19 protein-coding genes, 1 tRNA gene and 3 rRNA genes are annotated in these 24,025 nt (G+C 51.9%); 9 read left to right on the top strand and 14 right to left on the bottom strand.

Translation table 11 applies throughout. The features are described from left to right. Window positions 1-152 precede the first annotated feature (152 nt). Genes rseC through rseD form a run of 5 tightly spaced genes read right to left on the bottom strand, consistent with a single transcriptional unit; the run spans window position 153 to window position 2,988 of the window. Window positions 153-617, bottom strand: coding sequence for a SoxR-reducing system protein RseC (gene rseC / locus E4Z61_RS22960; protein ID WP_135324718.1), 465 nt, complete (start codon window positions 615-617; stop codon window positions 153-155). Next, entirely contained in the window at window positions 614-1,570 is a 957-nt protein-coding gene (gene rseB / locus E4Z61_RS22955) for a sigma-E factor regulatory protein RseB (protein ID WP_135324717.1), read from the bottom strand. The genes rseC and rseB overlap by 4 nt, the downstream gene beginning before the upstream one ends. After that, entirely contained in the window at window positions 1,570-2,220 is a 651-nt protein-coding gene (gene rseA / locus E4Z61_RS22950; protein WP_135324716.1) for an anti-sigma-E factor RseA, read from the bottom strand. Before rseA ends, rseB begins: the two co-directional genes overlap by 1 nt. A 31-nt stretch (window positions 2,221-2,251) precedes the next feature. After that, entirely contained in the window at window positions 2,252-2,827 is a 576-nt protein-coding gene (gene rpoE, locus E4Z61_RS22945; protein ID WP_135324715.1) for an RNA polymerase sigma factor RpoE, read from the bottom strand. Beyond that, complete coding sequence (gene rseD, locus E4Z61_RS22940) at window positions 2,824-2,988, bottom strand: rpoE leader peptide RseD (RefSeq protein WP_135324714.1); 165 nt, start codon at window positions 2,986-2,988, stop codon at window positions 2,824-2,826. The genes rpoE and rseD overlap by 4 nt, the downstream gene beginning before the upstream one ends. Window positions 2,989-3,251: 263 nt before the next feature. Between rseD and nadB the strand changes: the two genes are divergently transcribed. After that, entirely contained in the window at window positions 3,252-4,874 is a 1,623-nt protein-coding gene (gene nadB, locus E4Z61_RS22930; protein ID WP_135324713.1) for an L-aspartate oxidase, read from the top strand. Here nadB and trmN read toward each other — a convergent pair. After that, window positions 4,859-5,596 carry a tRNA(1)(Val) (adenine(37)-N(6))-methyltransferase TrmN gene (trmN, locus tag E4Z61_RS22925; RefSeq protein ID WP_135324712.1) on the bottom strand — a complete coding sequence of 246 codons (738 nt, stop codon included), beginning with the start codon at window positions 5,594-5,596 and terminating at the stop codon, window positions 4,859-4,861. The genes nadB and trmN overlap by 16 nt on opposite strands. Window positions 5,597-5,726: 130 nt before the next feature. Here trmN and srmB point away from each other — a divergent pair, with 130 nt between their 5' ends. Beyond that, the gene (gene srmB, locus E4Z61_RS22920; protein WP_135324711.1) at window positions 5,727-7,055 is read left to right on the top strand and encodes an ATP-dependent RNA helicase SrmB; all 1,329 of its coding nucleotides are present in this window, start codon (window positions 5,727-5,729) and stop codon (window positions 7,053-7,055) included. A gap of 17 nt (window positions 7,056-7,072) precedes the next feature. Here srmB and E4Z61_RS22915 read toward each other — a convergent pair whose 3' ends face one another. Beyond that, window positions 7,073-7,969: a LysR family transcriptional regulator gene (locus E4Z61_RS22915; RefSeq protein ID WP_135324710.1), complete on the bottom strand. Its 897-nt coding sequence runs from the start codon at window positions 7,967-7,969 to the stop codon at window positions 7,073-7,075. Window positions 7,970-8,071: 102 nt separating this feature from the next. On the opposite strand from E4Z61_RS22915, the gene eamB reads away from it, so the two are divergent. Next, window positions 8,072-8,659 carry a cysteine/O-acetylserine transporter gene (eamB, locus tag E4Z61_RS22910; protein WP_135324709.1) on the top strand — a complete coding sequence of 196 codons (588 nt, stop codon included), beginning with the start codon at window positions 8,072-8,074 and terminating at the stop codon, window positions 8,657-8,659. A 79-nt stretch (window positions 8,660-8,738) separates the two neighbouring features. Here the strand turns inward: eamB and grcA are convergent, their stop codons facing one another. Next, a complete protein-coding gene (gene grcA / locus E4Z61_RS22905) occupies window positions 8,739-9,122 on the bottom strand; it encodes an autonomous glycyl radical cofactor GrcA (RefSeq protein ID WP_096756118.1) in 384 nt (127 codons plus the stop codon). Window positions 9,123-9,440: 318 nt separating this feature from the next. Here grcA and ung point away from each other — a divergent pair, with 318 nt between their 5' ends. Then, window positions 9,441-10,130: a uracil-DNA glycosylase gene (ung, locus tag E4Z61_RS22900; protein WP_135324708.1), complete on the top strand. Its 690-nt coding sequence runs from the start codon at window positions 9,441-9,443 to the stop codon at window positions 10,128-10,130. Window positions 10,131-10,163: 33 nt separating this feature from the next. On the opposite strand, the gene E4Z61_RS22895 is transcribed toward ung, so the two are convergent. Beyond that, window positions 10,164-11,243, bottom strand: coding sequence for a tRNA/rRNA methyltransferase (locus E4Z61_RS22895; RefSeq protein ID WP_135324707.1), 1,080 nt, complete (start codon window positions 11,241-11,243; stop codon window positions 10,164-10,166). A gap of 207 nt (window positions 11,244-11,450) precedes the next feature. Here E4Z61_RS22895 and trxC point away from each other — a divergent pair, with 207 nt between their 5' ends. From trxC to E4Z61_RS22870, 5 genes are all read left to right on the top strand, one after another. Then, complete coding sequence (trxC, locus tag E4Z61_RS22890; RefSeq protein WP_045446319.1) at window positions 11,451-11,870, top strand: thioredoxin TrxC; 420 nt, start codon at window positions 11,451-11,453, stop codon at window positions 11,868-11,870. Between the two features lie 69 nt (window positions 11,871-11,939). After that, complete coding sequence (gene tapT / locus E4Z61_RS22885) at window positions 11,940-12,638, top strand: tRNA-uridine aminocarboxypropyltransferase (RefSeq protein WP_135324706.1); 699 nt, start codon at window positions 11,940-11,942, stop codon at window positions 12,636-12,638. 36 nt (window positions 12,639-12,674) lie between these two features. Continuing rightward, the gene (locus E4Z61_RS22880; protein WP_135324705.1) at window positions 12,675-15,335 is read left to right on the top strand and encodes a bifunctional acetate--CoA ligase family protein/GNAT family N-acetyltransferase; all 2,661 of its coding nucleotides are present in this window, start codon (window positions 12,675-12,677) and stop codon (window positions 15,333-15,335) included. 114 nt (window positions 15,336-15,449) lie between these two features. Beyond that, the gene (gene pssA, locus E4Z61_RS22875) at window positions 15,450-16,805 is read left to right on the top strand and encodes a CDP-diacylglycerol--serine O-phosphatidyltransferase (protein WP_135324987.1); all 1,356 of its coding nucleotides are present in this window, start codon (window positions 15,450-15,452) and stop codon (window positions 16,803-16,805) included. A gap of 31 nt (window positions 16,806-16,836) precedes the next feature. Further along, on the top strand, window positions 16,837-17,172 hold the full coding sequence (locus E4Z61_RS22870; protein WP_420808692.1) for a YfiM family lipoprotein: 336 nt from the start codon (window positions 16,837-16,839) through the stop codon (window positions 17,170-17,172). On the opposite strand, the gene E4Z61_RS22865 is transcribed toward E4Z61_RS22870, so the two are convergent. The 5 genes from E4Z61_RS22865 to E4Z61_RS22845 form a co-directional block, all read right to left on the bottom strand. Continuing rightward, complete coding sequence (locus E4Z61_RS22865; RefSeq protein WP_135324704.1) at window positions 17,169-18,467, bottom strand: MFS transporter; 1,299 nt, start codon at window positions 18,465-18,467, stop codon at window positions 17,169-17,171. The genes E4Z61_RS22870 and E4Z61_RS22865 overlap by 4 nt on opposite strands. Window positions 18,468-18,709: 242 nt before the next feature. After that, window positions 18,710-18,825 (bottom strand): 5S ribosomal RNA (gene rrf / locus E4Z61_RS22860). Between the two features lie 93 nt (window positions 18,826-18,918). Continuing rightward, a 23S ribosomal RNA gene (locus tag E4Z61_RS22855) occupies window positions 18,919-21,828 on the bottom strand. Window positions 21,829-22,045: 217 nt separating this feature from the next. Beyond that, window positions 22,046-22,121 (bottom strand) — tRNA-Glu (locus tag E4Z61_RS22850). Window positions 22,122-22,206: 85 nt separating this feature from the next. Continuing rightward, window positions 22,207-23,746, bottom strand: a 16S ribosomal RNA gene (locus tag E4Z61_RS22845). The 16S, 23S and 5S rRNA genes sit together here with 1 tRNA gene alongside, the layout of an rRNA operon. Window positions 23,747-24,025 lie beyond the last annotated feature (279 nt).

Raw genomic sequence — 24,025 nt, 5'->3', positions numbered from 1 at the left:
AGGAAATGTTCATAGAGCAAGGATAGCGGGAACTGGAAACAACTTTGCAAAGTCAGTGAAACTTTTGCAGGATGGCGGCGCAAGCGCATTATCCGACCTACATACTAACGGTCCTGTAGGCCTGATAAGCGTAGTGCCATCAGGCAAAGATATCACTGGAGGGTTTCGACTCGAATGAGGTCAGGCGGGAGAGCAACATTGAGGATCACAGGTTGCCAGGCTTCACGTTCAGCCAGCTTACGGGAATAACCGCGGGCAATCAGGAATCCCCCCACGCCGCCCAGTATCGCACCGCTTAACGCGGCGATATCGCTGCCAAACAGCACCTGAAACAAGGCTGCAAAAACAAACAGCCCCGCCAACGGAGACATATAGACCAGCATTGCGGAGCCTAACAGGCTTCCTTCGGCAATGCCTAACTCAACTTTCTGGCCGGCAGCCAGCGGTTCAGCGCTGGGCACCACGATGGTGTGCGTTGTCTGTGGTCCCAATTTATTCAGCACACGGCTTCCACATCCCGCCCTTGAGGCGCAGCTGCTGCACGACGCTTTGACGTCACAGCTTACCGTCGCCAGGCCATTCTGCCAGGAAACAACCGTTGCCCACTCTTTGATCATTGCGCAGCCCTAAACTTAATGTTGTCCGCAATGCGCTTCGCCGTTTGCGGCGGAAGCTCACCAACGATAGTGATTTCGGCATTATCTCGCACGCTGGTGCTGACCGTGCGGCGTCCGGTACGCAGGAGCTGATCGGCACTGTTTCGTTGCGCACGATTCACATTCACGGAGAAGCTGAACAGGCCGTCAGAATAAAGACGCGATTCAATTGGCATATTATCCATCGTCGGCAATGGACGACGGCTGCTGGAGACTTCACTGAATCCTTGTGGCAACCACGATGGGATCCAGTTGAAGTTGGTTTTTTCGCCCGCAGGAACGGACAGCAACGGCGGCAGGTTGGCTTTTGCCAGCGTCTGCATACTGTCCCCGACACCGCTATTCACGGTAAAGGAGATCACGCGGAACTGCTCCAACGTTTCGCCATCCCGGTCGAGAAGATCGACGCGCATCGGCAGCTTGGTTTCGGTATCCATCCAGACGATGTAGCTGTAGCGGGTACCGTCACGTGCCACGACGCGGATCACTTCACAAAGCCTGTCGGCAATGCGGGTTCGGCCTACCGAGATAAAATCATAATAGGGCGCAAGACGTTTGAAGTCGGTGTAAATCAGGGATGGCAGAGAATCAACGATATAATCACCGTTCAGGGTGAACGGCTCGAGCCCCGGCTCAAAATAGCTGATTTCATTCCCACGTTGTACGACTTCCCGGCGTGGTCCATCCAATTGCAGCAGTTGCGCAAGCGGGCGGTTATCCAGGCGAGCATGACGATAACGTAGGGATTCAACACCCTGTTTATTGATGCTGACGAATGACAGCTCATAGGTGAGCGACTGGCTAGCCAGATTCATCTGCTGCAATAACGCCCCGGACGCAGGAGTGGCCGAGGCGTTAACAGAGAAGAACAGGCTACCGGCCACAAGTGACATGGCAAACCAAAGTTGCTTCATTACTGCGATTGCGTTCCTAAAGTTTGAATTCCTGGCACCTGTACAGCAGCTTGCTGTGTTTGTGCCTGCTCAAACTGAAGCTGTTCGGAGTGCAGTCGGCGCTGCAGTTCGTAATCCTGCAACATAGCATTGATACGACGACGCTGCTCCTGCACCTGCTGTTGCTGACCGCCGCTGGCCGTCGCGTCAGAAGGTACACCCAAGCTCACCGGACTGGCTTTACCCATCATCGGTAATGTATTAAATACCGGCGTTTCAGGCTGCTGGGACGTTTCAGATTGCCCATTATAGTGCTGGACGCCAACAATAACTGCAAGCGATACGCACGCAGCCACACCCATTTGAGTAAGCTGAGCGGCCCACGGACGCATTTTCTTCCAGAATGGCATTTTCTGCCACTGATGCGGTGCTGGCTGGGCCTCAGGAATCAATGGCGCCGTCTGACGTACTGGCTCATCTGCGATGGCAGCCATTACGCGGTCGGAAATATCGAAATGGAGAACGTTGGCGGTATCACCTCGCATGGAATCGCGGATCAGGTGATAACTCTCCCAGGTTTTTTGCATTTCCGGGTCGTGAGTCAGCTCTTTGAGTAACTCAGTATCCAGCGTTTCGCCATCCATTAAAGCGGAAAGTTTTTCTTTCTGCATGCCTAATACCTTTTCCAGTATCCCGCTATCGTCAACGCCTGATAAGCGGTTGAACTTTATTATCAATAGCTTCCCTCGCTCGGAAGATACGAGAACGCACCGTACCCACCGGACAATCCATGATAGCGGCTATCTCTTCATAGCTCAGGCCATCCAGCTCCCGCAAGGTTATTGCCATGCGTAAATCTTCCGGGAGGGACTCAATAGTTCGGAAAACTATCTGTCTCAGTTCTTCTGACAACATTAAGTTCTCAGGGTTCGAAATTTCTTTCAGTGCACCGCCACTTTCGTAATTTTCTGCGTCAATCGCATCTATATCACTGGAAGGTGGACGACGCCCCTGAGCGACCAGGTAATTCTTCGCTGTATTGACTGCGATACGATACAGCCAGGTATAAAAAGCACTATCTCCCCGGAACGAATCCAGCGCACGATAGGCCTTAATAAATGCTTCTTGTACAACATCGGGAACATCGCCCGACGGTACATAGCGGGAAACCAGACTCGCCACTTTATGCTGATAGCGAACTACCAGTAAGTTAAAGGCTTTTTGATCTCCCTTTTGGACCCGTTCTACCAGGACCTGGTCCGTTAACTGCTCGCTCATCCGAGGTAAAGTCTCCCCAAACCAAATTTCCACGCGCTTTCGAAACGCCACTCCATCAGCTGCAATATGAGCAAGCAATGACTTAGAGTGCTCAAGTTTCGTAAAGTTCCGTTACGCATTTGTTTTTGTTTGTCATGTTGTAGACAGGTCTTATCTCTCATTATAAGTCTACATAACCCGATCAACGCACTATCTGTACAGAAATGCCCATTAAACCGCTTGCAGAGTAACCCAACGGGCACTTTATTTCATCTCCTAATCTGACGCTAACGGCCTGCTGCACAAAATATTTTTCGTATTTTCCCCCTCGCTATGCTTTTCTTTCTTGTTTAGTCATTGCAACACAATTAAAAATAAAACGTGCAGTATCGCGCAATGTGGTGCTATGGTGACCAAACACTGTTTAGTAAATTAAACAAAAATCATGAATACGACGCCTGAATTATCCTGTGACGTGCTGATTATTGGCAGCGGAGCTGCCGGACTCTCACTGGCTCTGCGCCTGGCTGAGAAGCATCGGGTTATTGTTCTGAGCAAGGGGCCTGTCAGTGAAGGTTCTACGTTCTATGCTCAGGGCGGCATTGCCGCTGTTTTCGATGAAACCGATAGTATTGACTCCCATGTAGAAGACACGCTAATTGCAGGCGCGGGGTTGTGCGATCGCCATGCGGTTGAGTTCGTCGCCAGCAATGCCCGAACGTGCGTCCAGTGGCTCATCGATCAAGGCGTCTTGTTTGATACGCAAGTTCAACCCAATGGCGAAGAGAGCTATCATCTGACCCGCGAAGGCGGCCATAGCCACCGACGCATCCTGCATGCGGCAGACGCTACTGGTAAAGAAGTCGAAACCACACTGGTCAGCCAGGCGCAAAACCATCCCAATATTCAGGTTCTGGAGCGCAGCAACGCCGTTGACCTGATCATCTCCGATAAAATCGGCCTGCCGGGCACACGCCGGGTAGTTGGTGCATGGATCTGGAACCGTAATAAAGAAGCCGTCGAAACCTGTCATGCCAAATCGGTAGTGCTGGCTACCGGTGGCGCATCGAAGGTGTATCAATACACCACCAATCCAGACATCTCCTCAGGTGATGGAATTGCGATGGCCTGGCGTGCAGGATGTCGCGTCGCCAACCTCGAGTTTAATCAGTTTCACCCAACCGCGTTGTATCACCCGCAGGCACGCAATTTTCTGCTGACCGAAGCGCTGCGTGGCGAAGGTGCTCACCTGAAGCGCCCGGATGGTTCACGCTTTATGCCCGACTTTGATAAGCACGGCGAACTGGCTCCGCGCGATATTGTCGCACGTGCCATAGACCACGAAATGAAACGTCTGGGCGCTGACTGCATGTTCCTCGACATCAGCCATAAACCAGAAGAATTTGTTCGTCAGCATTTCCCGATGATTTATGAAAAGCTGCTGGGCCTTGGGATCGACCTGACCAAAGAGCCGGTACCGATCGTGCCTGCTGCACACTATACCTGCGGCGGCGTGATGGTCGATGATTTTGGCCGTACCGACGTCGATGGTTTATATGCCATCGGCGAAGTGAGCTACACCGGTCTGCATGGTGCGAATCGTATGGCGTCTAACTCACTACTTGAATGTCTGGTATACGGCTGGTCTGCGGCAGAAGATATTGATCGTAGAATGCCCTACGCCCGCAGCGTCAGCACGCTGCCGGGTTGGGATGAAAGCCGGGTGGAAAACCCGGATGAGCTGGTTGTCATCCAGCATAACTGGCATGAACTGCGGCTGTTTATGTGGGATTACGTCGGTATTGTGCGCACCACCAAACGTCTGGAGCGCGCACTGCGGCGCATCACTATGCTGCAACAGGAAATCGACGAGTATTACGCCCATTTCCGCGTGTCGAACAATTTGCTGGAGCTGCGCAATCTGGTGCAGGTTGCCGAGTTGATTGTGCGTTGTGCAATGATGCGTAAAGAGAGCCGAGGCCTGCACTACACGCTGGATTATCCAGAGCAGTTGCCTGAATCAGGCCCTTCTATTCTTTCGCCGCTAAGCCATCACATAAACAGATAAAATGCCTGGGTCAGCGCGGTGTAACCTTCTGAGTAACGCTGGTCTGCCCCACGGATCACCAACCTGTCGCTAAAGCACTCCCCGGCCTGCGGGGAGAAAGCCAGCAGTACCCGATGCGGCAACCGAGCCTCGGTTTCCGCCACATCCGTACGTAGACGCAGATGCCATCCCATGCTTAATGCCTGCTGGGTAAAGGCGTTGCCTACCTGCTCAGGCAGCACCACGCAGAAAAAACCTTCTTCTGTAATACAGTCCGCCGCCAGCGTTAACAGTGCCGCGTGATCGAGCGTTGCGGTATAACGTGCCTGCTCGCGCTGTGGTGTACCGCACTCCACGCCCGGCTCATAATAAGGCGGGTTACTGATAATCAAATCAAACCGCACGGTCTGGCGAGGTATCCACCGTTGAATATCGTCGGTATGGACCCGGATACGCTGCCCCCACGCAGATTGTGCGATGTTTTCCTGCGCCTGTTGCGCAGCGTCGACATCAAGCTCCACCGCATCAATCAGGGCGCTGTCATCTGTACGCTGGGCCAGCATCAACGCTAACAAACCGCTCCCGGTACCAATATCAAGGATCCGCTTTACGCCTGCGACAGGGGCCCAGGCCCCCAATAAAATACCGTCAGTCCCGACCTTCATTGCACAACGATCGTGTGCCACAAAAAACTGCTTAAATGTAAACCCATTACGTCGAAGTACGGATGTGGATTGGGACATGAAAAACAACCTTCCTGGGAAAAAAACGATAACATAGGATAAAAACAATACCTGAGAAGGTATATCCATACAAACAGATGAAGATTGCAGCCGTAACGTCTATAATCAGCGCCCCACACAGAGGTAGAACATGACTGTAACGACTTTTTCCGAACTTGAACTCGATGAAAGCCTGCTGGATGCCCTCCAGGAAAAAGGTTTCACTCGCCCGACCGCTATTCAGGCAGCCGCCATTCCACCTGCGCTCGATGGCCGTGATGTACTCGGTTCTGCGCCGACAGGCACCGGTAAAACGGCGGCATATTTGCTGCCAGTGTTGCAGCACCTGCTCGACTTCCCGCGCAAAAAATCGGGTCCACCGCGAGTATTAATTCTGACCCCGACCCGCGAACTGGCGATGCAGGTTGCCGATCACGCCCGTGAACTGGCGAAGAATACGCATCTGGATGTTGCCACCATTACTGGCGGCGTAGCCTACATGAACCATATGGAAGTCTTCAGCGAAAACCAGGACATCGTGGTCGCCACCACTGGACGTCTGCTGCAATATATTAAAGAAGAGAACTTCGACTGCCATGCGGTCGAAACGCTGATCCTTGATGAAGCCGACCGTATGCTGGACATGGGCTTCGCGCAAGATATCGAGCATATTGCCGGTGAAACCCGTTGGCGTAAGCAGACCATGTTATTCTCTGCCACGCTGGAAGGCGATGCGATTAAAGATTTTGCCGAGCGCCTGCTGGAAGATCCAGTTGAGGTATCTGCGGATCCGTCCACCCGCGAACGCAAGAAAATCCATCAGTTTTACTACCGTGCCGATGATATCGAACATAAAACAGCGTTGCTGATCCATCTGTTAAAACAGCCGGAAGCGACCCGCTCTATTGTTTTTGTGCGTAAACGCGAGCGCGTGCACGAACTGGCGGGCTGGCTGCGCCAGGCAGGGATCAACAACTGCTATCTCGAAGGCGAGATGGTGCAAAACAAGCGTAACGAAGCGATCAAACGCCTGACCGATGGCCGCGTGAATGTGCTGGTTGCCACCGACGTTGCTGCGCGCGGTATCGACATTCCTGACGTCAGCCACGTGTTTAACTACGACATGCCGCGCAGTGGCGATGCCTATCTGCACCGCATTGGCCGTACCGGTCGCGCAGGCCGTAAAGGGACCGCTATTTCTCTGGTTGAAGCGCATGACCACCTGCTGCTCGGCAAAGCGAGCCGCTATATTGACGAACCGCTGAAGCCGCGCGTCATTGACGAATTGCGTCCAACAACGCGCGCGCCAAGTGAGAAATCTAACGGTAAGCCATCCAAGAAAGTGCTGGCGAAGCGTGCCGAGAAAAAAGAGAAAGATAAAGAGAAGCCGCGCGTGAAGAAACGTCACCGCGATGCTAAAAATATCGGCAAACGTCGTAAGCCGAGCGGCTCTGCCTCACAGCAGTCCGACAAAGAATAAACCGAATGCCGGGCCAGTCAGCCCGGCATTTTTTCATGCTTCGCAAAGCTCTCTACAATACAATCCATGAAAACCCGCATAGCCGGGCTGACGACTTTTCCGGCATGATGCGCGCACAATGCGGTAATTGACTCAGGATCTTCACCAAATGGTAACGCTATCAATTCTCCTGAACGCAATTCCTTCTCAACAGTAAATCGTGGTAAAAAACTAACACCAAGATTAGCAGATACACACTGCTTGATACTCTCAATACTCCAGAGTTCAATGGTATTTTCCAATGTAATCTGCCGCTTTCGCAGCAGACTTTCAAAGCGTTGCCTGAAGATACATTGCGGTTCATTAATGATAAAGCTGCTGGGAATGTGCTGGTTTTGCTGGGTGAAATCAACGTGCTGGAGAACCGGAGAAGCAACCAGGACAAGAGGTTGTTCGCCCAATGGCAGCATCTCAAGAGCATCGTCATTACCAACCCGATAAAATACACCCAGATCAACATCATCACTCAGCAAAGCATCACGAATGACATAACAATTGAGTGACTGTAAGGATAAGCGAACATTGGGCGCACGTTGTTTAAACCGTTGTAAAACCTCAGGCATTTTATAAGCCAACAGCGTTTCTCCGGTTGCGACGCGGAGATCGCCGCTCGGTTGTGCATCTTGTTGTGCCGTTTGCCGGATCGATGCCATCACACGCGTCAAGTCATGTATATGCGGCATCAGCCGTTTCCCCTCACTGGTCAGGCACATCCGGCGACCAATTTTTTCGAACAACCGCACCGAGAGTTCTTGTTCAAGCTGTTGAATATGAAATGTAACGGTTGACTGCGTACAACAAAGTTTTTGCGAAGCCCGAAGAAATGAACCCTCTTCTACCACCGTTTTTAGCGTAATAAACCGACGTAAATCCATCTTCACCAACCCATCGAAATTGTCGAACCCAGAATGCAAAAACATTCATTTTTTTAAATGTTCTGTGTCGAGTACTGTCTGCTAAAACAGAGGAGATAACAAGTGACCCCCACGCTTTTAAGTGCATTCTGGACCTATACACTGATTACTGCGCTAACCCCCGGCCCGAACAATATCCTCGCGCTTAGTGCAGCGACATCACATGGCTTTCGTCAGAGTACGCGTGTTCTGGCGGGAATGAGCCTGGGCTTTTTGATAGTCATGTTGCTGTGTGCCGGGATTTCATTCTCGCTTGCAGTCATTGATCCGGCTATCGTCCACTGGCTCAGTTGGGCGGGGGCAGCATATATCATATGGCTGGCCATAAAAATCGCCACCAGCCCGACCTCAAATGATAGCCTTGAGGCAAAACCGATTAGCTTTTGGGCAAGTTTTGGCTTGCAGTTTGTTAATGTCAAAATCATTTTGTACGGCATTACCGCGTTATCCACGTTTGTTTTGCCGCATACAAAAGAACTGAGTTGGATAATTGGTGTTAGCGTATTACTGGCATTGATAGGAACATTCGGCAATGCCTGCTGGGCGCTGGCTGGCCATCTTTTCCAACGCGTCTTTCGCAGCTATGGGCGGCAATTGAATGTCATTCTGGCATTACTGCTGGTGTACTGCGCTGTGAGGATCTTTTATTAAATGATGTAAAAAAGCGGAAGATGCACTGACATCTTCCGCTTTTTGATTATCTGATTATCGGGGTATGACCCCGTGAGCCTTACAGGCTCTCAGTAAAGGTACGAGCAATAACGTCGCGCTGCTGTTCCGGAGTCAGTGAGTTGAAACGCACTGCATAACCAGAGACACGAATCGTCAGCTGTGGGTATTTTTCCGGATGCTTAACCGCATCTTCCAGCGTTTCACGACGCAGAACGTTAACGTTCAGGTGCTGACCACCTTCCACGCGGACTTCCGGTTGCACGTCTACCGGCACTTCACGGTATTCGATTTCACCCAGTTTGCTGACGGCAACAACTTCATCAGCAGAGAAACCTGCTTTCGCAACGATGCAGCGTGCTTCGCCTTTTTCGCTGTCCAGCAGCCAGAAAGAGTTCAGCAGGTCGTCGTTTGCAGCTTTAGTAATCTGGATACCTGTAATCATGTTGATGCCTCCCCGGCAAAATTATTTGATTTCGGTTGGCCGTCGCACGGCCAATTGGTAAAACCATTGTTGCTTGAGTGTATATATACCCCTCACACACCCTTGATTCTTTGATTTAAATCAATAAAAACCACACAGTGAAAGTGGTGATGGGTAGATTTTATTGTTTTACATCAACTTACACCATGCAAATAGATAAACTTTTTACATAAATTTTCAACTATCTTTAAGAGGTAGTCCCTTGAGAAACGTAGAGAATTTTGCGCCTCAGAGAGAAGCAGTTAAGCTAGGCGGATTGAAAATTCGCAGGAGAGCGAGATGGCTACCGAACTAACCTGGCACGACGTGCTAACTGATGAGAAGCAGCAACCTTACTTTGTTAACACTCTGCATACCGTTGCCGGTGAACGCCAGTCAGGCATGACGATTTACCCGCCGCAAAAAGATGTGTTTAACGCTTTTCGCTTTACCGAGCTTGGCGAGGTGAAAGTTGTCATACTGGGGCAGGATCCTTACCACGGTCCAGGCCAGGCACATGGCCTCGCTTTTTCGGTGCGCCCAGGTATTGCCACCCCGCCCTCATTGCTGAACATGTATAAAGAGCTGGAAGCAACGATTCCAGGCTTCACACGCCCAACGCACGGATACCTGGAAAGCTGGGCACGCCAGGGCGTGCTGTTACTCAACACCGTGCTTACCGTTAGGGCCGGTCAGGCACATTCCCACGCCAGTCTGGGCTGGGAAACGTTTACCGATAAAGTCATTAGCCTGATCAACGAACATCGTGAAGGCGTGGTGTTTTTGCTCTGGGGGGCGCACGCGCAGAAGAAAGGCGCAATTATTGACGCACAGCGTCACCATATACTGAAAGCACCGCATCCTTCTCCGCTCTCAGCACATCGCGGTTTCTTTGGCTGCAATCACTTTGTCCTGGCAAATGAATGGCTGGAAAAACGAGGTGAAAAACCGATTGACTGGATGCCGGTACTACCAGCTGAGAGCGAGTAAAAAAATGCCAGCGATTCGCTGGCATTTTTACTATCAAGCTTTGTTCTGACGCCACCACTCAGCGAGCAGTACGCCCGTTGCGACAGAGACGTTAAGCGTTTCTACATTGCCCGTGCCGTCGATAGAGATGCACAAATCGTCCGCTGAGCATGCCGCTTCCGGCAATGCATCGCGTTCGCGACCTAGCACCAGCACCATTTTTTCTGGCAGCGTGGTGTTGAACAACGGCTTGCCTTTGTCGCTGGAAGTCATCACGACCGTATAGCCAGCCTTACGGAAATCATCCAGCACATCCACAATACTGTCACCAGTAATCGGTTGAACATGCTCGGCACCACCTTCCGCAGTACGGATGGCCGCACCGGATTCCAGCAGCGCTGCATCCTGAACCACGACACCTTTCACGCCGAAGTGAGCGCAGCTACGCATCATGCCGCCCAAGTTGTGCGGGTTGGCGATATCTTCCAGCGCCAGTACGCAATCCTGCGTACCCGCCTGACCAACCCACTGCTTAACGGTTGTACCATTACGTTTTTTAATCAGGAAACACACGCCGCCGTGGTGTTCAGTACCGGAAGCTTTCGCCAGCTCGGCTTCGTCAACCACATGGTAGGCTTTGCGGTTTGCCGCCATCCAGCGTAATGCTTCTTTAAATCGTGGCGTCACGCTCTGGACAAACCAAGCGCGGACAATGGCGTCCGGACGGCTCTGGAACAGCGCCTGACAGGCATTCTCTCCGTAAACGCGGGTCTCTTCCGCACGTTGACGACGCAATACTTCAGGATCGATAAAGCTCTTGCCGCTGATACCACCGTGATCGGCCTTTTCCGCTACGTCATCGCTCGGCGCGCGGGACACGGTACGCCACGGTGAGTCTTCACGTTTACGGTCGCGTTCAACATCGCGGTCACGACCACGTTCACGGCCACGTTCGCTGTTCGGGCCCTTTCTGTCATCACGGGCAGGGCGACGACCGCCTTCGGCTCGGGAAGTACCTGGGCGACCGCCGCCTTTACCGGTACGTGGATTTTGGGTGCGTTTGTCCGAGTCATCGTCACTGCGGACGTACATCACTTTGACCTTGCCGTTTTTGTTCTTCAGTTCGTCGCTCATGTTTTTCTCCACCTGCTCTGCGCGAAGCGCGCAGATTACCCGATGTGCACGTCGTTAGCCATTATTTCATTTAAAAGCTTATGACTATTGTACTCATTGAATAAAACGCATTGCTGTTTAAAACAGTCTCTCCGATAATATGTAACATAACAGAAACATATCGGCATGATTGCCGCGAAGTCCACCCTACTCATCCAGAGGTTAGTTATGAATACCGTTTGTACCAGCTGCCAGGCTATCAACCGCATCCCTGAGGATCGTGTTCAGGATACGGCAAAATGCGGACGCTGTGGCCACGACCTGTTTGACGGTGAGGTGATCAATGCGACCGGTGCTACGCTGGATAAGCTGTTAAAAGACGATCTTCCGGTGGTGGTCGATTTCTGGGCTCCATGGTGTGGCCCATGTCGTAACTTCGCCCCCATTTTTGAAGATGTCGCCGAAGAGCGTAGCGGTAAAGTGCGTTTTGTTAAAGTGAATACCGAAGCTGAACGCGAACTCAGCGCACGTTTCGGCATCCGCAGCATTCCGACCATTATGATATTCAAGAAAGGTGAAGTCGTCGATATGCTCAATGGCGCAGTGCCTAAAGCCCCATTTGATAGCTGGCTTAACGAATCATTATAATCTCTGCGGGGCACATCTTGTGCCCCGTTTTGTCCTCTGCGACAATAGCATTTTTCAACGTGTTTCCCGATGACTAATAACGCCGTTCTCCAGTTACGTGCCGAGCGCCTTGCGCGCGCCACGCGCCCTTTTCTTGCCCGAGGTAACCGCATCCGTCGCTGTCAGCGCTGCATGCTGCCACTGAAACTGTGCCTGTGTGAAACGCTGGCACCAGCTCAGGCGAACAGCCGTTTTTGCCTGGTAATGTTTGACACCGAACCGATGAAACCCAGCAATACCGGGCGTTTAATTGCCGATATCCTGCCTGATACCGCTGCGTTTCAATGGTCACGTACCGAGCCGCCGTCAGCATTGCTTGAGCTGGTGAAAAATCCGGATTATCAGCCGATGGTTGTATTCCCGGCGTCTTATGCCGACGAGGGTCGTGAAGTAATTTTCACACCATCGGAGGGTAAACCACCGCTGTTCATTATGCTTGATGGCACCTGGCCGGAAGCACGCAAAATGTTCCGCAAAAGCCCGTACCTTGATAACCTGCCGGTGATCTCTGTCGATTTATCACGTCTTTCCGCTTACCATCTGCGCGAAGTCCATGCCGAGGGGCAATATTGCACCGCCGAAGTGGCGATTGCTTTACTGGATCTGGCAGGAGATAAGCAGGCAGCGGAAGGATTAGGCGAGCACTTCACGCGTTTTAAAACACGCTACTTAGCAGGAAAAACCCAACATCAGGGAAGCATCACAGCAGACTTAACAGAAAGCGTTTAAAATCATTCGGTCACTGGTGTCATTAAGGAAGCCGATATGAGTCAACGTGGTCTGGAAGCGCTACTGAGACCGAAATCCATTGCGGTGATTGGGGCGTCAATGAAGCCCAATCGTGCGGGTTACCTGATGATGCGTAACTTACTGGCCGGTGGTTTCAATGGGCCGGTTTTACCGGTGACACCCGCCTGGAAAGCAGTGTTGGGCGTGCTGGCCTGGCCCAATATCGGCAGTCTGCCCTTTTCTCCCGACCTTGCCGTTTTGTGCACCAATGCCAGCCGTAATCTGGCGTTACTGGAAGCGCTGGGTGAGAAAGGCTGCAAAACGTGCATTATTCTTTCAGCGCCCTCGGCGCAGCACGCAGAACTGCTGGCCTGCGCTTCACGCTATAAAATACGTCTGCTTGGCCCCAACAGCCTGGGGCTGCTTGCTCCCTGGCAGGGGCTTAACGCCAGTTTTTCACCCGTGCCGATTAAACGCGGTAAGCTGGCGTTTATCTCTCAGTCTGCTGCCGTATCCAACACTATTCTCGACTGGGCGCAGCAGCGGGAAATGGGATTTTCCTATTTCATCGCGCTGGGCGACAGCCTGGATATCGACGTTGATGAACTACTTGATTACCTGGCCCGTGACAGTAAAACCAGTGCGATTTTGCTCTATCTCGAACATTTGAGCGATGCCCGCCGCTTTGTCTCGGCAGCACGTAGCGCATCGCGCAACAAACCCATTTTGGTAATCAAAAGTGGTCGCAGTCCGGCGGCTCAGCGCCTACTGAATACCAGCGCCGGAATGGACCCGGCCTGGGATGCCGCCATCCAGCGCGCCGGTCTGTTGCGCGTACAGGACACGCACGAGCTTTTCTCGGCGGTAGAAACCCTCAGCCACATGCGCCCCCTGCGTGGCGACAGGCTGATGATAATCAGCAACGGTGCCGCCCCTGCCGCACTGGCTTTAGATGAGCTGTGGTCGCGAAACGGTAAGCTGGCCACGCTAAGCGAAGAGACCAGCCAGAAGTTACGCGATGCGTTACCTGCCCACGTTGATATTGCCAACCCGCTGGATCTGCGCGACGACGCCAGCAGTGAGCATTACGTCATAACGCTGGATATTTTACTCGCCAGCCAGGATTTCGACGCCCTGATGGTCATCCACTCGCCCAGCGCGGCCGCACCAGGCACCGAAAGCGCACAGGCGCTAATCGAGGCGGTGAAACATCATCCGCGCGGCAAGTTTGTTTCCTTACTGACCAACTGGTGCGGGGAGTTTTCATCCCAGGAAGCCCGCAGGTTATTTAGTGAAGCCGGATTACCCACCTATCGTACGCCGGAAGGCACCATCACTGCATTTATGCATATGGTTGAATACCGGCGTAACCAGAAGCAACTGCGCGAAACGCCGGTGCTCCCCGACAGCCTCACTGCTAACACCGCCGAGGCGCATAATCTATTACAACAGGCGATCGCTGATGGGGCGACGTCGCTGGATACGCATGAAGTCCAGCCTATTTTGCACGCCTATGGCTTGCACACGCTGTCCACCTGGATTGCCAGCGACAGTGCAGAAGCCGTGCACATCGCCGAGCAAATCGGTTATCCGGTGGCGCTCAAGCTGCGCTCTCCCGATATTCCGCATAAATCGGAAGTTCAGGGGGTCATGCTTTACCTGCGCACAGCAACAGAAGTGCAGCAGGCTGCCAATGCCATTTTTGATCGGGTGAAAATGACCTGGCCGCAGGCGCGTATCCATGGTTTGTTAGTCCAGAGTATGGCGAATCGCGCAGGGGCCCAGGAGCTGCGCGTGGTCGTCGAACACGATCCGGTATTTGGACCACTCATTATGCTAGGAGAAGGTGGCGTAGAGTGGCGACCGGAAGAGCAAGCCGTGGTGGCATTACCGCCGCTGAACATGAACCTCGCACGCTATCTGGTGATCCAGGGGATAAAAAATAAAAAGATCCGCGCCCGCAGTGCGCTACGCCCTCTGGATATTGCCGGTCTGAGCCAGCTTCTGGTTCAGGTCTCCAACCTGATCGTCGATTGCCCGGAAATACAGCGTCTGGATATCCATCCGCTGCTGGCCTCCGCCGGTGAATTTACCGCCCTGGACGTCACGCTGGATATTGCCCCGTTCACTGGCGATAACGAAAGCAGACTCGCCGTGCGCCCCTACCCTCAACAGCTTGAAGAATGGGTCGAGATGAAGAACGGCGAACGCTGTCTGTTCCGTCCTATTCTGCCGGAGGATGAACCTCATCTACAGCAATTCATTTCGCTGGTGACCAAAGAAGATCTGTATTACCGCTATTTTAGCGAGATCAATGAATTCACCCATGAAGATTTAGCCAATATGACGCAGATCGACTACGATCGGGAAATGGCCTTTGTGGCGGTACGTTGCCGCAATAACACCGAAGAGATCCTCGGCGTAACCCGCGCCATTTCCGATCCTGATAACGTCGATGCCGAATTTGCCGTGCTGGTGCGATCGGATCTCAAAGGGCTCGGGCTCGGACGGCGATTGATGGAAAAATTAATTGCCTATACCCGAGATCACGGACTGAGACGTCTGAATGGTATTACGATGCCAAACAATCGGGGGATGGTCGCCCTGGCCCGCAAACTCGGGTTCACTGTTGACGTCCAGCTCGAAGAGGGAATTGTTGGGCTAACGCTTAATCTAGCCCAATATGAGGAATCGTGAGTAAGGTACTGGAAATGTTGACCACTTTAACGGGTACTGGTGTTATCATTGCTCGCTTATGTCGTCTGCATAGCACAGAGGACCCTTCAATGAACAGAGAAGAAATGCACTGTGATGTTGTCAAAATTTAAGCGTAATAAACATCAACAACACCTTGCCCAACTACCTAAGATTTCTCAATCAGTTGATGATGTAGATTTCTTTTATGCTCCCGCTAATTTCAGGGAGACTCTGCTGGAGAAAATAGCCAGCGCGACGCGACGTATTTGCATCATTGCCCTGTATCTTGAACAGGACGACGGTGGCAAAGGCATTCTCGACGCGCTTTATGAGGCTAAGCGGCAGCGTCCTGAGCTTGATATCCGGGTGCTTGTCGACTGGCATCGTGCCCAACGCGGACGCATTGGCGCAGCAGCGTCCAATACCAACGCTGACTGGTATTGCCGAATGGCGCAAGAAAACCCTGGGATCGATATTCCCGTCTACGGCGTACCGATTAACACACGTGAAGCGCTTGGCGTCCTGCATTTTAAAGGCTTTATCATTGATGATAGCGTCCTGTATAGCGGTGCCAGCCTGAACGATGTTTACCTGCACCAGCATGATAAATATCGCTACGATCGCTACCAGCTGATTCGCAACGCGCAAATGGCTGACATTATGTTCGACTGGGTAACGCAGAACCTGATGAACGGTCGCGGCGTGAATCGTCTTGACGATACCAACCGTCCTAAAAGTCCGGAAATTAAAAACGACATCCGCCTGTATCGTCAGGAATTGCGTGATGCGTCATTCCATTTCCAGGGTAATGCGGATAACGAACAGCTTTCGGTGACGCCTCTGGTTGGGCTTGGAAAATCCAGTCTGCTCAATAAGACCATTTTCCATCTGATGCCCTGCGCAGAGCAAAAACTCACTATCTGTACCCCTTATTTCAATCTACCGGCAATACTGGTACGCAATATTATCCAGCTCCTGCGCGAAGGGAAAAAGGTCGAAATTATTGTGGGTGATAAGGCCGCCAACGACTTTTTCATCCCGGAAGATGAACCGTTTAAAATTATCGGCGCGCTCCCTTATCTGTATGAAATTAACCTGCGCCGCTTCCTGAGCCGACTGCAGTATTACGTTAATACCGATCAGTTGGTCGTACGATTATGGAAAGATGATGACAATACCTATCATCTGAAGGGCATGTGGGTTGATGATAAATGGATGCTGCTCACCGGTAACAACCTTAACCCTCGCGCCTGGCGTCTGGATCTGGAAAACGCCATCCTGATCCACGATCCCAAGCAGGAACTGACTTTACAGCGCGAGAAAGAGCTGGAACTTATCCGCACACATACTACCGTCGTTAAACACTATCGCGACCTGCAGAGTATTGCCGACTATCCGGTCAAAGTACGTAAGCTTATCCGTCGACTCCGCCGTATCCGAATCGACAGATTAATCAGCCGTATTCTGTAACCAGAACCCCGTCATTGACGGGGTTTTTCCTATGGAGGCAACGGTGCGCCTGTTTATTCTCGCCAGTATCCTGATACTTTCTGGTTGTAGCCATATGGCAAACGACAGCTGGAGTGGACAAGACAAAGCGCAACATTTCATTGCCTCAGCCATGCTGGCCGCAGCCGGGAACGAGTACGCTCAGCATCAGGGGAACAGCCACGATCGCAGTGCCGCCATAGGTTTCATGTTCTCAATTAGCCTTGGCGCTTCTAAAGAGCTGTGGGACAGCCGCCCGGCGGGAAGCGGCTGGAGTTGGAAAGATTTTGTCTGGGATGTCGCCGGTGCTTCCACCGGTTATACCGTCTGGCAAATGGCCCATCACTAGAGGCGTAAGCCTTTACCTTTGCGGTGCAGTAGTAGCGAGACAAAGAATGCGACCACTGCCATAGCGGTGACGTACCAGAAGAATGTGGTTTCCATACCAATCGACTTCAGCGACAGCGCAACATATTCAGCTGAGCCACCAAACAAGGCATTCGCCACCGCATAAGACAACCCAACCCCCAATGCACGAACCTGTGCCGGGAACATTTCGGCCTTCAGAATGCCACTGATTGATGTATAGAAACTCACGATCAGCAAGGCACACATAACCAGGCCAAACGCCATATACGGGGAAGTCACATCCTGCAGCGCCGTTAGAATAGGAACGGTGAAAAGCGTGGCTAACGCGCCGAAACACAGCATCGATGTGCGGCGACCAATCTTATCTGACAAAGCGCCGAACAGCGGTTGCACCAGCATAAAAACGCACAGTGCCGCCGTCATAATGCCGCTGGCCACGTTGGCATGCATGCCTGCCGTATTCACCAGATATTTTTGCATGTAGGTCGTAAACGTATAGAAACACAATGAACCTGCTGCAGTGAATCCTAGTACCATGACGAAGGCTCTGCGGTTACGCCATAGCCCTTTGAGGGAGCCTGCTTCTTTCAGTGCACGCACATCCTGTTTCGACGTTTCATCCAACTGGCGACGCAGCCATAGCGCGACAATCGCCAGCACGGCCCCCAACGCAAAGGGGATACGCCAGCCCCATGCTCTGAGCGCTGAGTCCTCTAACGTTTGCTGTAGTATCACCACTACCAGCAATGCCAGAAGTTGCCCACCAATTAAGGTAACGTACTGAAATGAAGCATAAAATCCTTTCTTACCTTCAACAGCAACTTCACTCATGTAGGTTGCACTGGTTCCATACTCACCACCAACAGACAACCCCTGGAATAATCTGGCTAGCAGCAGCAGCGCAGGCGCCCATGTGCCAATAGTTTCATATCCCGGCAAACAGGCGATCACCAGAGATCCCATACACATCATGCATACTGACAATAGCATAGACTTTTTACGTCCGTGCTTATCGGCTATCCGGCCAAAAAGCCATCCGCCAATTGGTCGCATCAAAAAACCTGCAGCGAAAACTCCAGCGGTTTGTAAGAGTTGTGTAGTGGTATTTCCTGAAGGAAAAAAGATATGGGCAAAATAGAGAGAACAAAAAGAGTAGATGTAGAAATCAAACCATTCGACCAGATTCCCCGATGATGCCCCTACGATCGCCCATATACGACGACGGGTATCGCTGTCCGTCATCACCCCATTCTCAGTTACACTGCTATCAGCCATTAGAATTTTGCCCCTGCCAAGGATCTGGTGAATTTATCAATGATGTATAGTGTCTTTTTTAGTAAATTAAATGTTATATAATTGTTATGTTTTATTGTGCGATATAGGTCACGTTTTTAATTAGCAGAGAAAGGATTCAGAAATATTCGAGAAATGATCTGTAGATGGGATACTGGTTTTCACAAACAACAGATAAAACAAAAGGCCCAGTCTTTCGACTGAGCCTTTTGTTTTTATTTGATGCCTGGCAGTTCCCTACTCTCGCATGGGGAGACCCCACACTACCATCGGCGCTACGGCGTTTCACTTCTGAGTTCGGCATGGGGTCAGGTGGGACCACCGCGCTACAGCCGCCAGGCAAATTCTGTCTATCAGACCGCTTTTTGCGTTCTGATGTTATCTGTATCAAGCCGAATATCGTGTCTCTTCACCAAAACACCTTTGGCGTTGTAAGGTTAAGCCTCACGGTTCATTAGTATCGGTTAGCTCAATGTATCGCTACACTTACACACCCGACCTATCAACGTCGTAGTCTTCAACGTTCCTTCAGGACTCTCAAGGAGTCAGGGAGAACTCATCTCGGGGCAAGTTTCGTGCTTAGATGCTTTCAGCACTTATCTTTTCCGCATTTAGCTACCGGGCAATGCCATTGGCATGACAACCCGAACACCAGTGATGCGTCCACTCCGGTCCTCTCGTACTAGGAGCAGCCCCCCTCAATTCTCCAGCGCCCACGGCAGATAGGGACCGAACTGTCTCACGACGTTCTAAACCCAGCTCGCGTACCACTTTAAATGGCGAACAGCCATACCCTTGGGACCTACTTCAGCCCCAGGATGTGATGAGCCGACATCGAGGTGCCAAACACCGCCGTCGATATGAACTCTTGGGCGGTATCAGCCTGTTATCCCCGGAGTACCTTTTATCCGTTGAGCGATGGCCCTTCCATTCAGAACCACCGGATCACTAAGACCTGCTTTCGCACCTGCTCGAGCCGTCACTCTCGCAGTCAAGCTAGCTTATGCCTTTGCACTAACCTCCTGATGTCCGACCAGGATTAGCTAACCTTCGTGCTCCTCCGTTACTCTTTAGGAGGAGACCGCCCCAGTCAAACTACCCACCAGACACTGTCCGCAACCCGGATCACGGGTCTACGTTAGAACACCAGCCATTAAAGGGTGGTATTTCAAGGTTGGCTCCATGCAGACTGGCGTCCACACTTCAAAGCCTCCCACCTATCCTACACATCAAGGACCAGTGTTCAGTGTCAAGCTATAGTAAAGGTTCACGGGGTCTTTCCGTCTTGCCGCGGGTACACTGCATCTTCACAGCGAGTTCAATTTCACTGAGTCTCGGGTGGAGACAGCCTGGCCATCATTACGCCATTCGTGCAGGTCGGAACTTACCCGACAAGGAATTTCGCTACCTTAGGACCGTTATAGTTACGGCCGCCGTTTACCGGGGCTTCGATCAAGAGCTTCTCCTTACGGATAACCCCATCAATTAACCTTCCGGCACCGGGCAGGCGTCACACCGTATACGTCCACTTTCGTGTTTGCACAGTGCTGTGTTTTTAATAAACAGTTGCAGCCAGCTGGTATCTTCGACTGATTTCAGCTCCACGAGCAAGTCGCTTCACCTGGTATCAGCGTGCCTTCTCCCGAAGTTACGGCACCATTTTGCCTAGTTCCTTCACCCGAGTTCTCTCAAGCGCCTTGGTATTCTCTACCTGACCACCTGTGTCGGTTTGGGGTACGATTTTGTGTTACCTGATGCTTAGAGGCTTTTCCTGGAAGCAGGGCATTTGTTACTTCAGCACCGTAGTGCCTCGTCATCACACCTCAGCGTTTAATAAGAGTCCGGATTTACCTAAACTCTCCGCCTACATGCTTAAACCGGGACAACCGTCGCCCGGCTAACATAGCCTTCTCCGTCCCCCCTTCGCAGTAACACCAAGTACAGGAATATTAACCTGTTTCCCATCGACTACGCCTTTCGGCCTCGCCTTAGGGGTCGACTCACCCTGCCCCGATTAACGTTGGACAGGAACCCTTGGTCTTCCGGCGTGCGGGTTTTTCACCCGCATTATCGTTACTTATGTCAGCATTCGCACTTCTGATACCTCCAGCAACCCTCACAGGCCACCTTCAACGGCTTACAGAACGCTCCCCTACCCAACAACACATAGTGTCGCTGCCGCAGCTTCGGTGCACAGTTTAGCCCCGTTACATCTTCCGCGCAGGCCGACTCGACCAGTGAGCTATTACGCTTTCTTTAAATGATGGCTGCTTCTAAGCCAACATCCTGGCTGTCTGTGCCTTCCCACATCGTTTCCCACTTAACTGTGACTTTGGGACCTTAGCTGGCGGTCTGGGTTGTTTCCCTCTTCACGACGGACGTTAGCACCCGCCGTGTGTCTCCCGTGATAACATTCTTCGGTATTCGTAGTTTGCATCGGGTTGGTAAGTCGGGATGACCCCCTAGCCGAAACAGTGCTCTACCCCCGAAGATGAGTTCACGAGGCGCTACCTAAATAGCTTTCGGGGAGAACCAGCTATCTCCCGGTTTGATTGGCCTTTCACCCCCAGCCACAAGTCATCCGCTAATTTTTCAACATTAGTCGGTTCGGTCCTCCAGTTAGTGTTACCCAACCTTCAACCTGCCCATGGCTAGATCACCGGGTTTCGGGTCTATACCCTGCAACTTAACGCCCAGTTAAGACTCGGTTTCCCTTCGGCTCCCCTATACGGTTAACCTTGCTACAGAATATAAGTCGCTGACCCATTATACAAAAGGTACGCAGTCACCCTGATAAATCAAGGCTCCCACTGCTTGTACGTACACGGTTTCAGGTTCTTTTTCACTCCCCTCGCCGGGGTTCTTTTCGCCTTTCCCTCACGGTACTGGTTCACTATCGGTCAGTCAGGAGTATTTAGCCTTGGAGGATGGTCCCCCCATATTCAGACAGGATACCACGTGTCCCGCCCTACTCTTCGAGTTCACAGCATGTGTGATTTTGTGTACGGGACTATCACCCTGTACCGTCGGACTTTCCAGACCGTTCCACTACCACATATGCTGATTCAGACTCTGGGCTGCTCCCCGTTCGCTCGCCGCTACTGGGGGAATCTCGGTTGATTTCTTTTCCTCGGGGTACTTAGATGTTTCAGTTCCCCCGGTTCGCTTCATTACGCTATGTATTCACGTAATGATAGTGTGACGAATCACACTGGGTTTCCCCATTCGGAAATCGCCGGCTATAACGGTTCATATCACCTTACCGACGCTTATCGCAGATTAGCACGTCCTTCATCGCCTCTGACTGCCAGGGCATCCACCGTGTACGCTTAGTCGCTTAACCTCACAACCCGAAGATGTTTCGTAAAACATTCCGCGTTGCGAAAATTTGAGAGACTCGAACACACCGCTTATCTGTTCTTATTACGGAGAACAGACACAGTGTGTCGTTTCAATTTTCAGCTTGATCCAGATTTTTAAAGAGCAAATATCTCAAACATAACTCAGGGAGTCAGTTTTGAGATATTGAGGTCGGCGACTTTCACTCACGAACCAGCAAGTGGCGTCCCCTAGGGGATTCGAACCCCTGTTACCGCCGTGAAAGGGCGGTGTCCTGGGCCTCTAGACGAAGGGGACACTGAAGTCTCAATCGCAAGACGCCTTGCTATTTACTTTTCATCAGACAATCTGTGTGGACACTACAAAGAACGTTTCTTTAAGGTAAGGAGGTGATCCAACCGCAGGTTCCCCTACGGTTACCTTGTTACGACTTCACCCCAGTCATGAATCACAAAGTGGTAAGCGCCCTCCCGAAGGTTAAGCTACCTACTTCTTTTGCAACCCACTCCCATGGTGTGACGGGCGGTGTGTACAAGGCCCGGGAACGTATTCACCGTAGCATTCTGATCTACGATTACTAGCGATTCCGACTTCATGGAGTCGAGTTGCAGACTCCAATCCGGACTACGACATACTTTATGAGGTCCGCTTGCTCTCGCGAGGTCGCTTCTCTTTGTATATGCCATTGTAGCACGTGTGTAGCCCTACTCGTAAGGGCCATGATGACTTGACGTCATCCCCACCTTCCTCCAGTTTATCACTGGCAGTCTCCTTTGAGTTCCCGGCCGAACCGCTGGCAACAAAGGATAAGGGTTGCGCTCGTTGCGGGACTTAACCCAACATTTCACAACACGAGCTGACGACAGCCATGCAGCACCTGTCTCAGAGTTCCCGAAGGCACCAAAGCATCTCTGCTAAGTTCTCTGGATGTCAAGAGTAGGTAAGGTTCTTCGCGTTGCATCGAATTAAACCACATGCTCCACCGCTTGTGCGGGCCCCCGTCAATTCATTTGAGTTTTAACCTTGCGGCCGTACTCCCCAGGCGGTCGACTTAACGCGTTAGCTCCGGAAGCCACTCCTCAAGGGAACAACCTCCAAGTCGACATCGTTTACGGCGTGGACTACCAGGGTATCTAATCCTGTTTGCTCCCCACGCTTTCGCACCTGAGCGTCAGTCTTTGTCCAGGGGGCCGCCTTCGCCACCGGTATTCCTCCAGATCTCTACGCATTTCACCGCTACACCTGGAATTCTACCCCCCTCTACAAGACTCTAGCCTGCCAGTTTCGGATGCAGTTCCCAGGTTGAGCCCGGGGATTTCACATCCGACTTGACAGACCGCCTGCGTGCGCTTTACGCCCAGTAATTCCGATTAACGCTTGCACCCTCCGTATTACCGCGGCTGCTGGCACGGAGTTAGCCGGTGCTTCTTCTGCGAGTAACGTCAATTGCTGCGGTTATTAACCACAACACCTTCCTCCTCGCTGAAAGTACTTTACAACCCGAAGGCCTTCTTCATACACGCGGCATGGCTGCATCAGGCTTGCGCCCATTGTGCAATATTCCCCACTGCTGCCTCCCGTAGGAGTCTGGACCGTGTCTCAGTTCCAGTGTGGCTGGTCATCCTCTCAGACCAGCTAGGGATCGTCGCCTAGGTGAGCCGTTACCCCACCTACTAGCTAATCCCATCTGGGCACATCCGATGGCAAGAGGCCCGAAGGTCCCCCTCTTTGGTCTTGCGACGTTATGCGGTATTAGCTACCGTTTCCAGTAGTTATCCCCCTCCATCGGGCAGTTTCCCAGACATTACTCACCCGTCCGCCACTCGTCACCCGAGAGCAAGCTCTCTGTGCTACCGTTCGACTTGCATGTGTTAGGCCTGCCGCCAGCGTTCAATCTGAGCCATGATCAAACTCTTCAATTTAAGTTTGATGCTCGTGAATTAAACTTCGTAATGAATTACGTATGTTCACTCAGAGACTTGGTATTCATTTTTCGTCTTGCGACGTTAAGAATCCGTATCTTCGAGTGCCCACACAGATTGTCTGATAAATTGTTAAAGAGCAGTGCCGCTTCGCTTTTTCTCAGCGGCGCGGGGTGTGCATATTACGCCATCCCGCTTCAGAGTCAAGCTTTTAATTTGCTTTCCTCGGAGAAGTTCTCAGTGGAACTCCGCTGACCCGGCGGCGTGTAATCCGTTGTT

It is taken from the genome of Citrobacter tructae (genome assembly GCF_004684345.1).
Lineage (GTDB): Bacteria > Pseudomonadota > Gammaproteobacteria > Enterobacterales > Enterobacteriaceae > Citrobacter > Citrobacter tructae.
Note: the sequence above shows the minus strand (reverse complement) of the source record. Positions and strands in the feature narration are given on the sequence as shown.

Bases quoted from the DNA above. Each gene is read 5' to 3' on its own strand.
- rseC (WP_135324718.1), bottom strand. From the start codon at position 617: ATGATCAAAGAGTGGGCAACGGTTGTTTCCTGGCAGAATGGCCTGGCG.
- trmN (WP_135324712.1), bottom strand. From the start codon at position 5,596: ATGTCCCAATCCACATCCGTACTTCGACGTAATGGGTTTACATTTAAG.
- E4Z61_RS22865 (WP_135324704.1), bottom strand. From the start codon at position 18,467: ATGGCTGATAGCAGTGTAACTGAGAATGGGGTGATGACGGACAGCGAT.
- nadB (WP_135324713.1), top strand. From the start codon at position 3,252: ATGAATACGACGCCTGAATTATCCTGTGACGTGCTGATTATTGGCAGC.
- pssA (WP_135324987.1), top strand. From the start codon at position 15,450: ATGTTGTCAAAATTTAAGCGTAATAAACATCAACAACACCTTGCCCAA.
- E4Z61_RS22895 (WP_135324707.1), bottom strand. From the start codon at position 11,243: ATGAGCGACGAACTGAAGAACAAAAACGGCAAGGTCAAAGTGATGTAC.
- ung (WP_135324708.1), top strand. From the start codon at position 9,441: ATGGCTACCGAACTAACCTGGCACGACGTGCTAACTGATGAGAAGCAG.
- trxC (WP_045446319.1), top strand. From the start codon at position 11,451: ATGAATACCGTTTGTACCAGCTGCCAGGCTATCAACCGCATCCCTGAG.
- rseA (WP_135324716.1), bottom strand. From the start codon at position 2,220: ATGCAGAAAGAAAAACTTTCCGCTTTAATGGATGGCGAAACGCTGGAT.
- rseB (WP_135324717.1), bottom strand. From the start codon at position 1,570: ATGAAGCAACTTTGGTTTGCCATGTCACTTGTGGCCGGTAGCCTGTTC.
- E4Z61_RS22870 (WP_420808692.1), top strand. From the start codon at position 16,837: ATGGAGGCAACGGTGCGCCTGTTTATTCTCGCCAGTATCCTGATACTT.
- E4Z61_RS22915 (WP_135324710.1), bottom strand. From the start codon at position 7,969: ATGGATTTACGTCGGTTTATTACGCTAAAAACGGTGGTAGAAGAGGGT.
- E4Z61_RS22880 (WP_135324705.1), top strand. From the start codon at position 12,675: ATGAGTCAACGTGGTCTGGAAGCGCTACTGAGACCGAAATCCATTGCG.
- tapT (WP_135324706.1), top strand. From the start codon at position 11,940: ATGACTAATAACGCCGTTCTCCAGTTACGTGCCGAGCGCCTTGCGCGC.
- rseD (WP_135324714.1), bottom strand. From the start codon at position 2,988: ATGAGAGATAAGACCTGTCTACAACATGACAAACAAAAACAAATGCGT.
- grcA (WP_096756118.1), bottom strand. From the start codon at position 9,122: ATGATTACAGGTATCCAGATTACTAAAGCTGCAAACGACGACCTGCTG.
- srmB (WP_135324711.1), top strand. From the start codon at position 5,727: ATGACTGTAACGACTTTTTCCGAACTTGAACTCGATGAAAGCCTGCTG.
- rpoE (WP_135324715.1), bottom strand. From the start codon at position 2,827: ATGAGCGAGCAGTTAACGGACCAGGTCCTGGTAGAACGGGTCCAAAAG.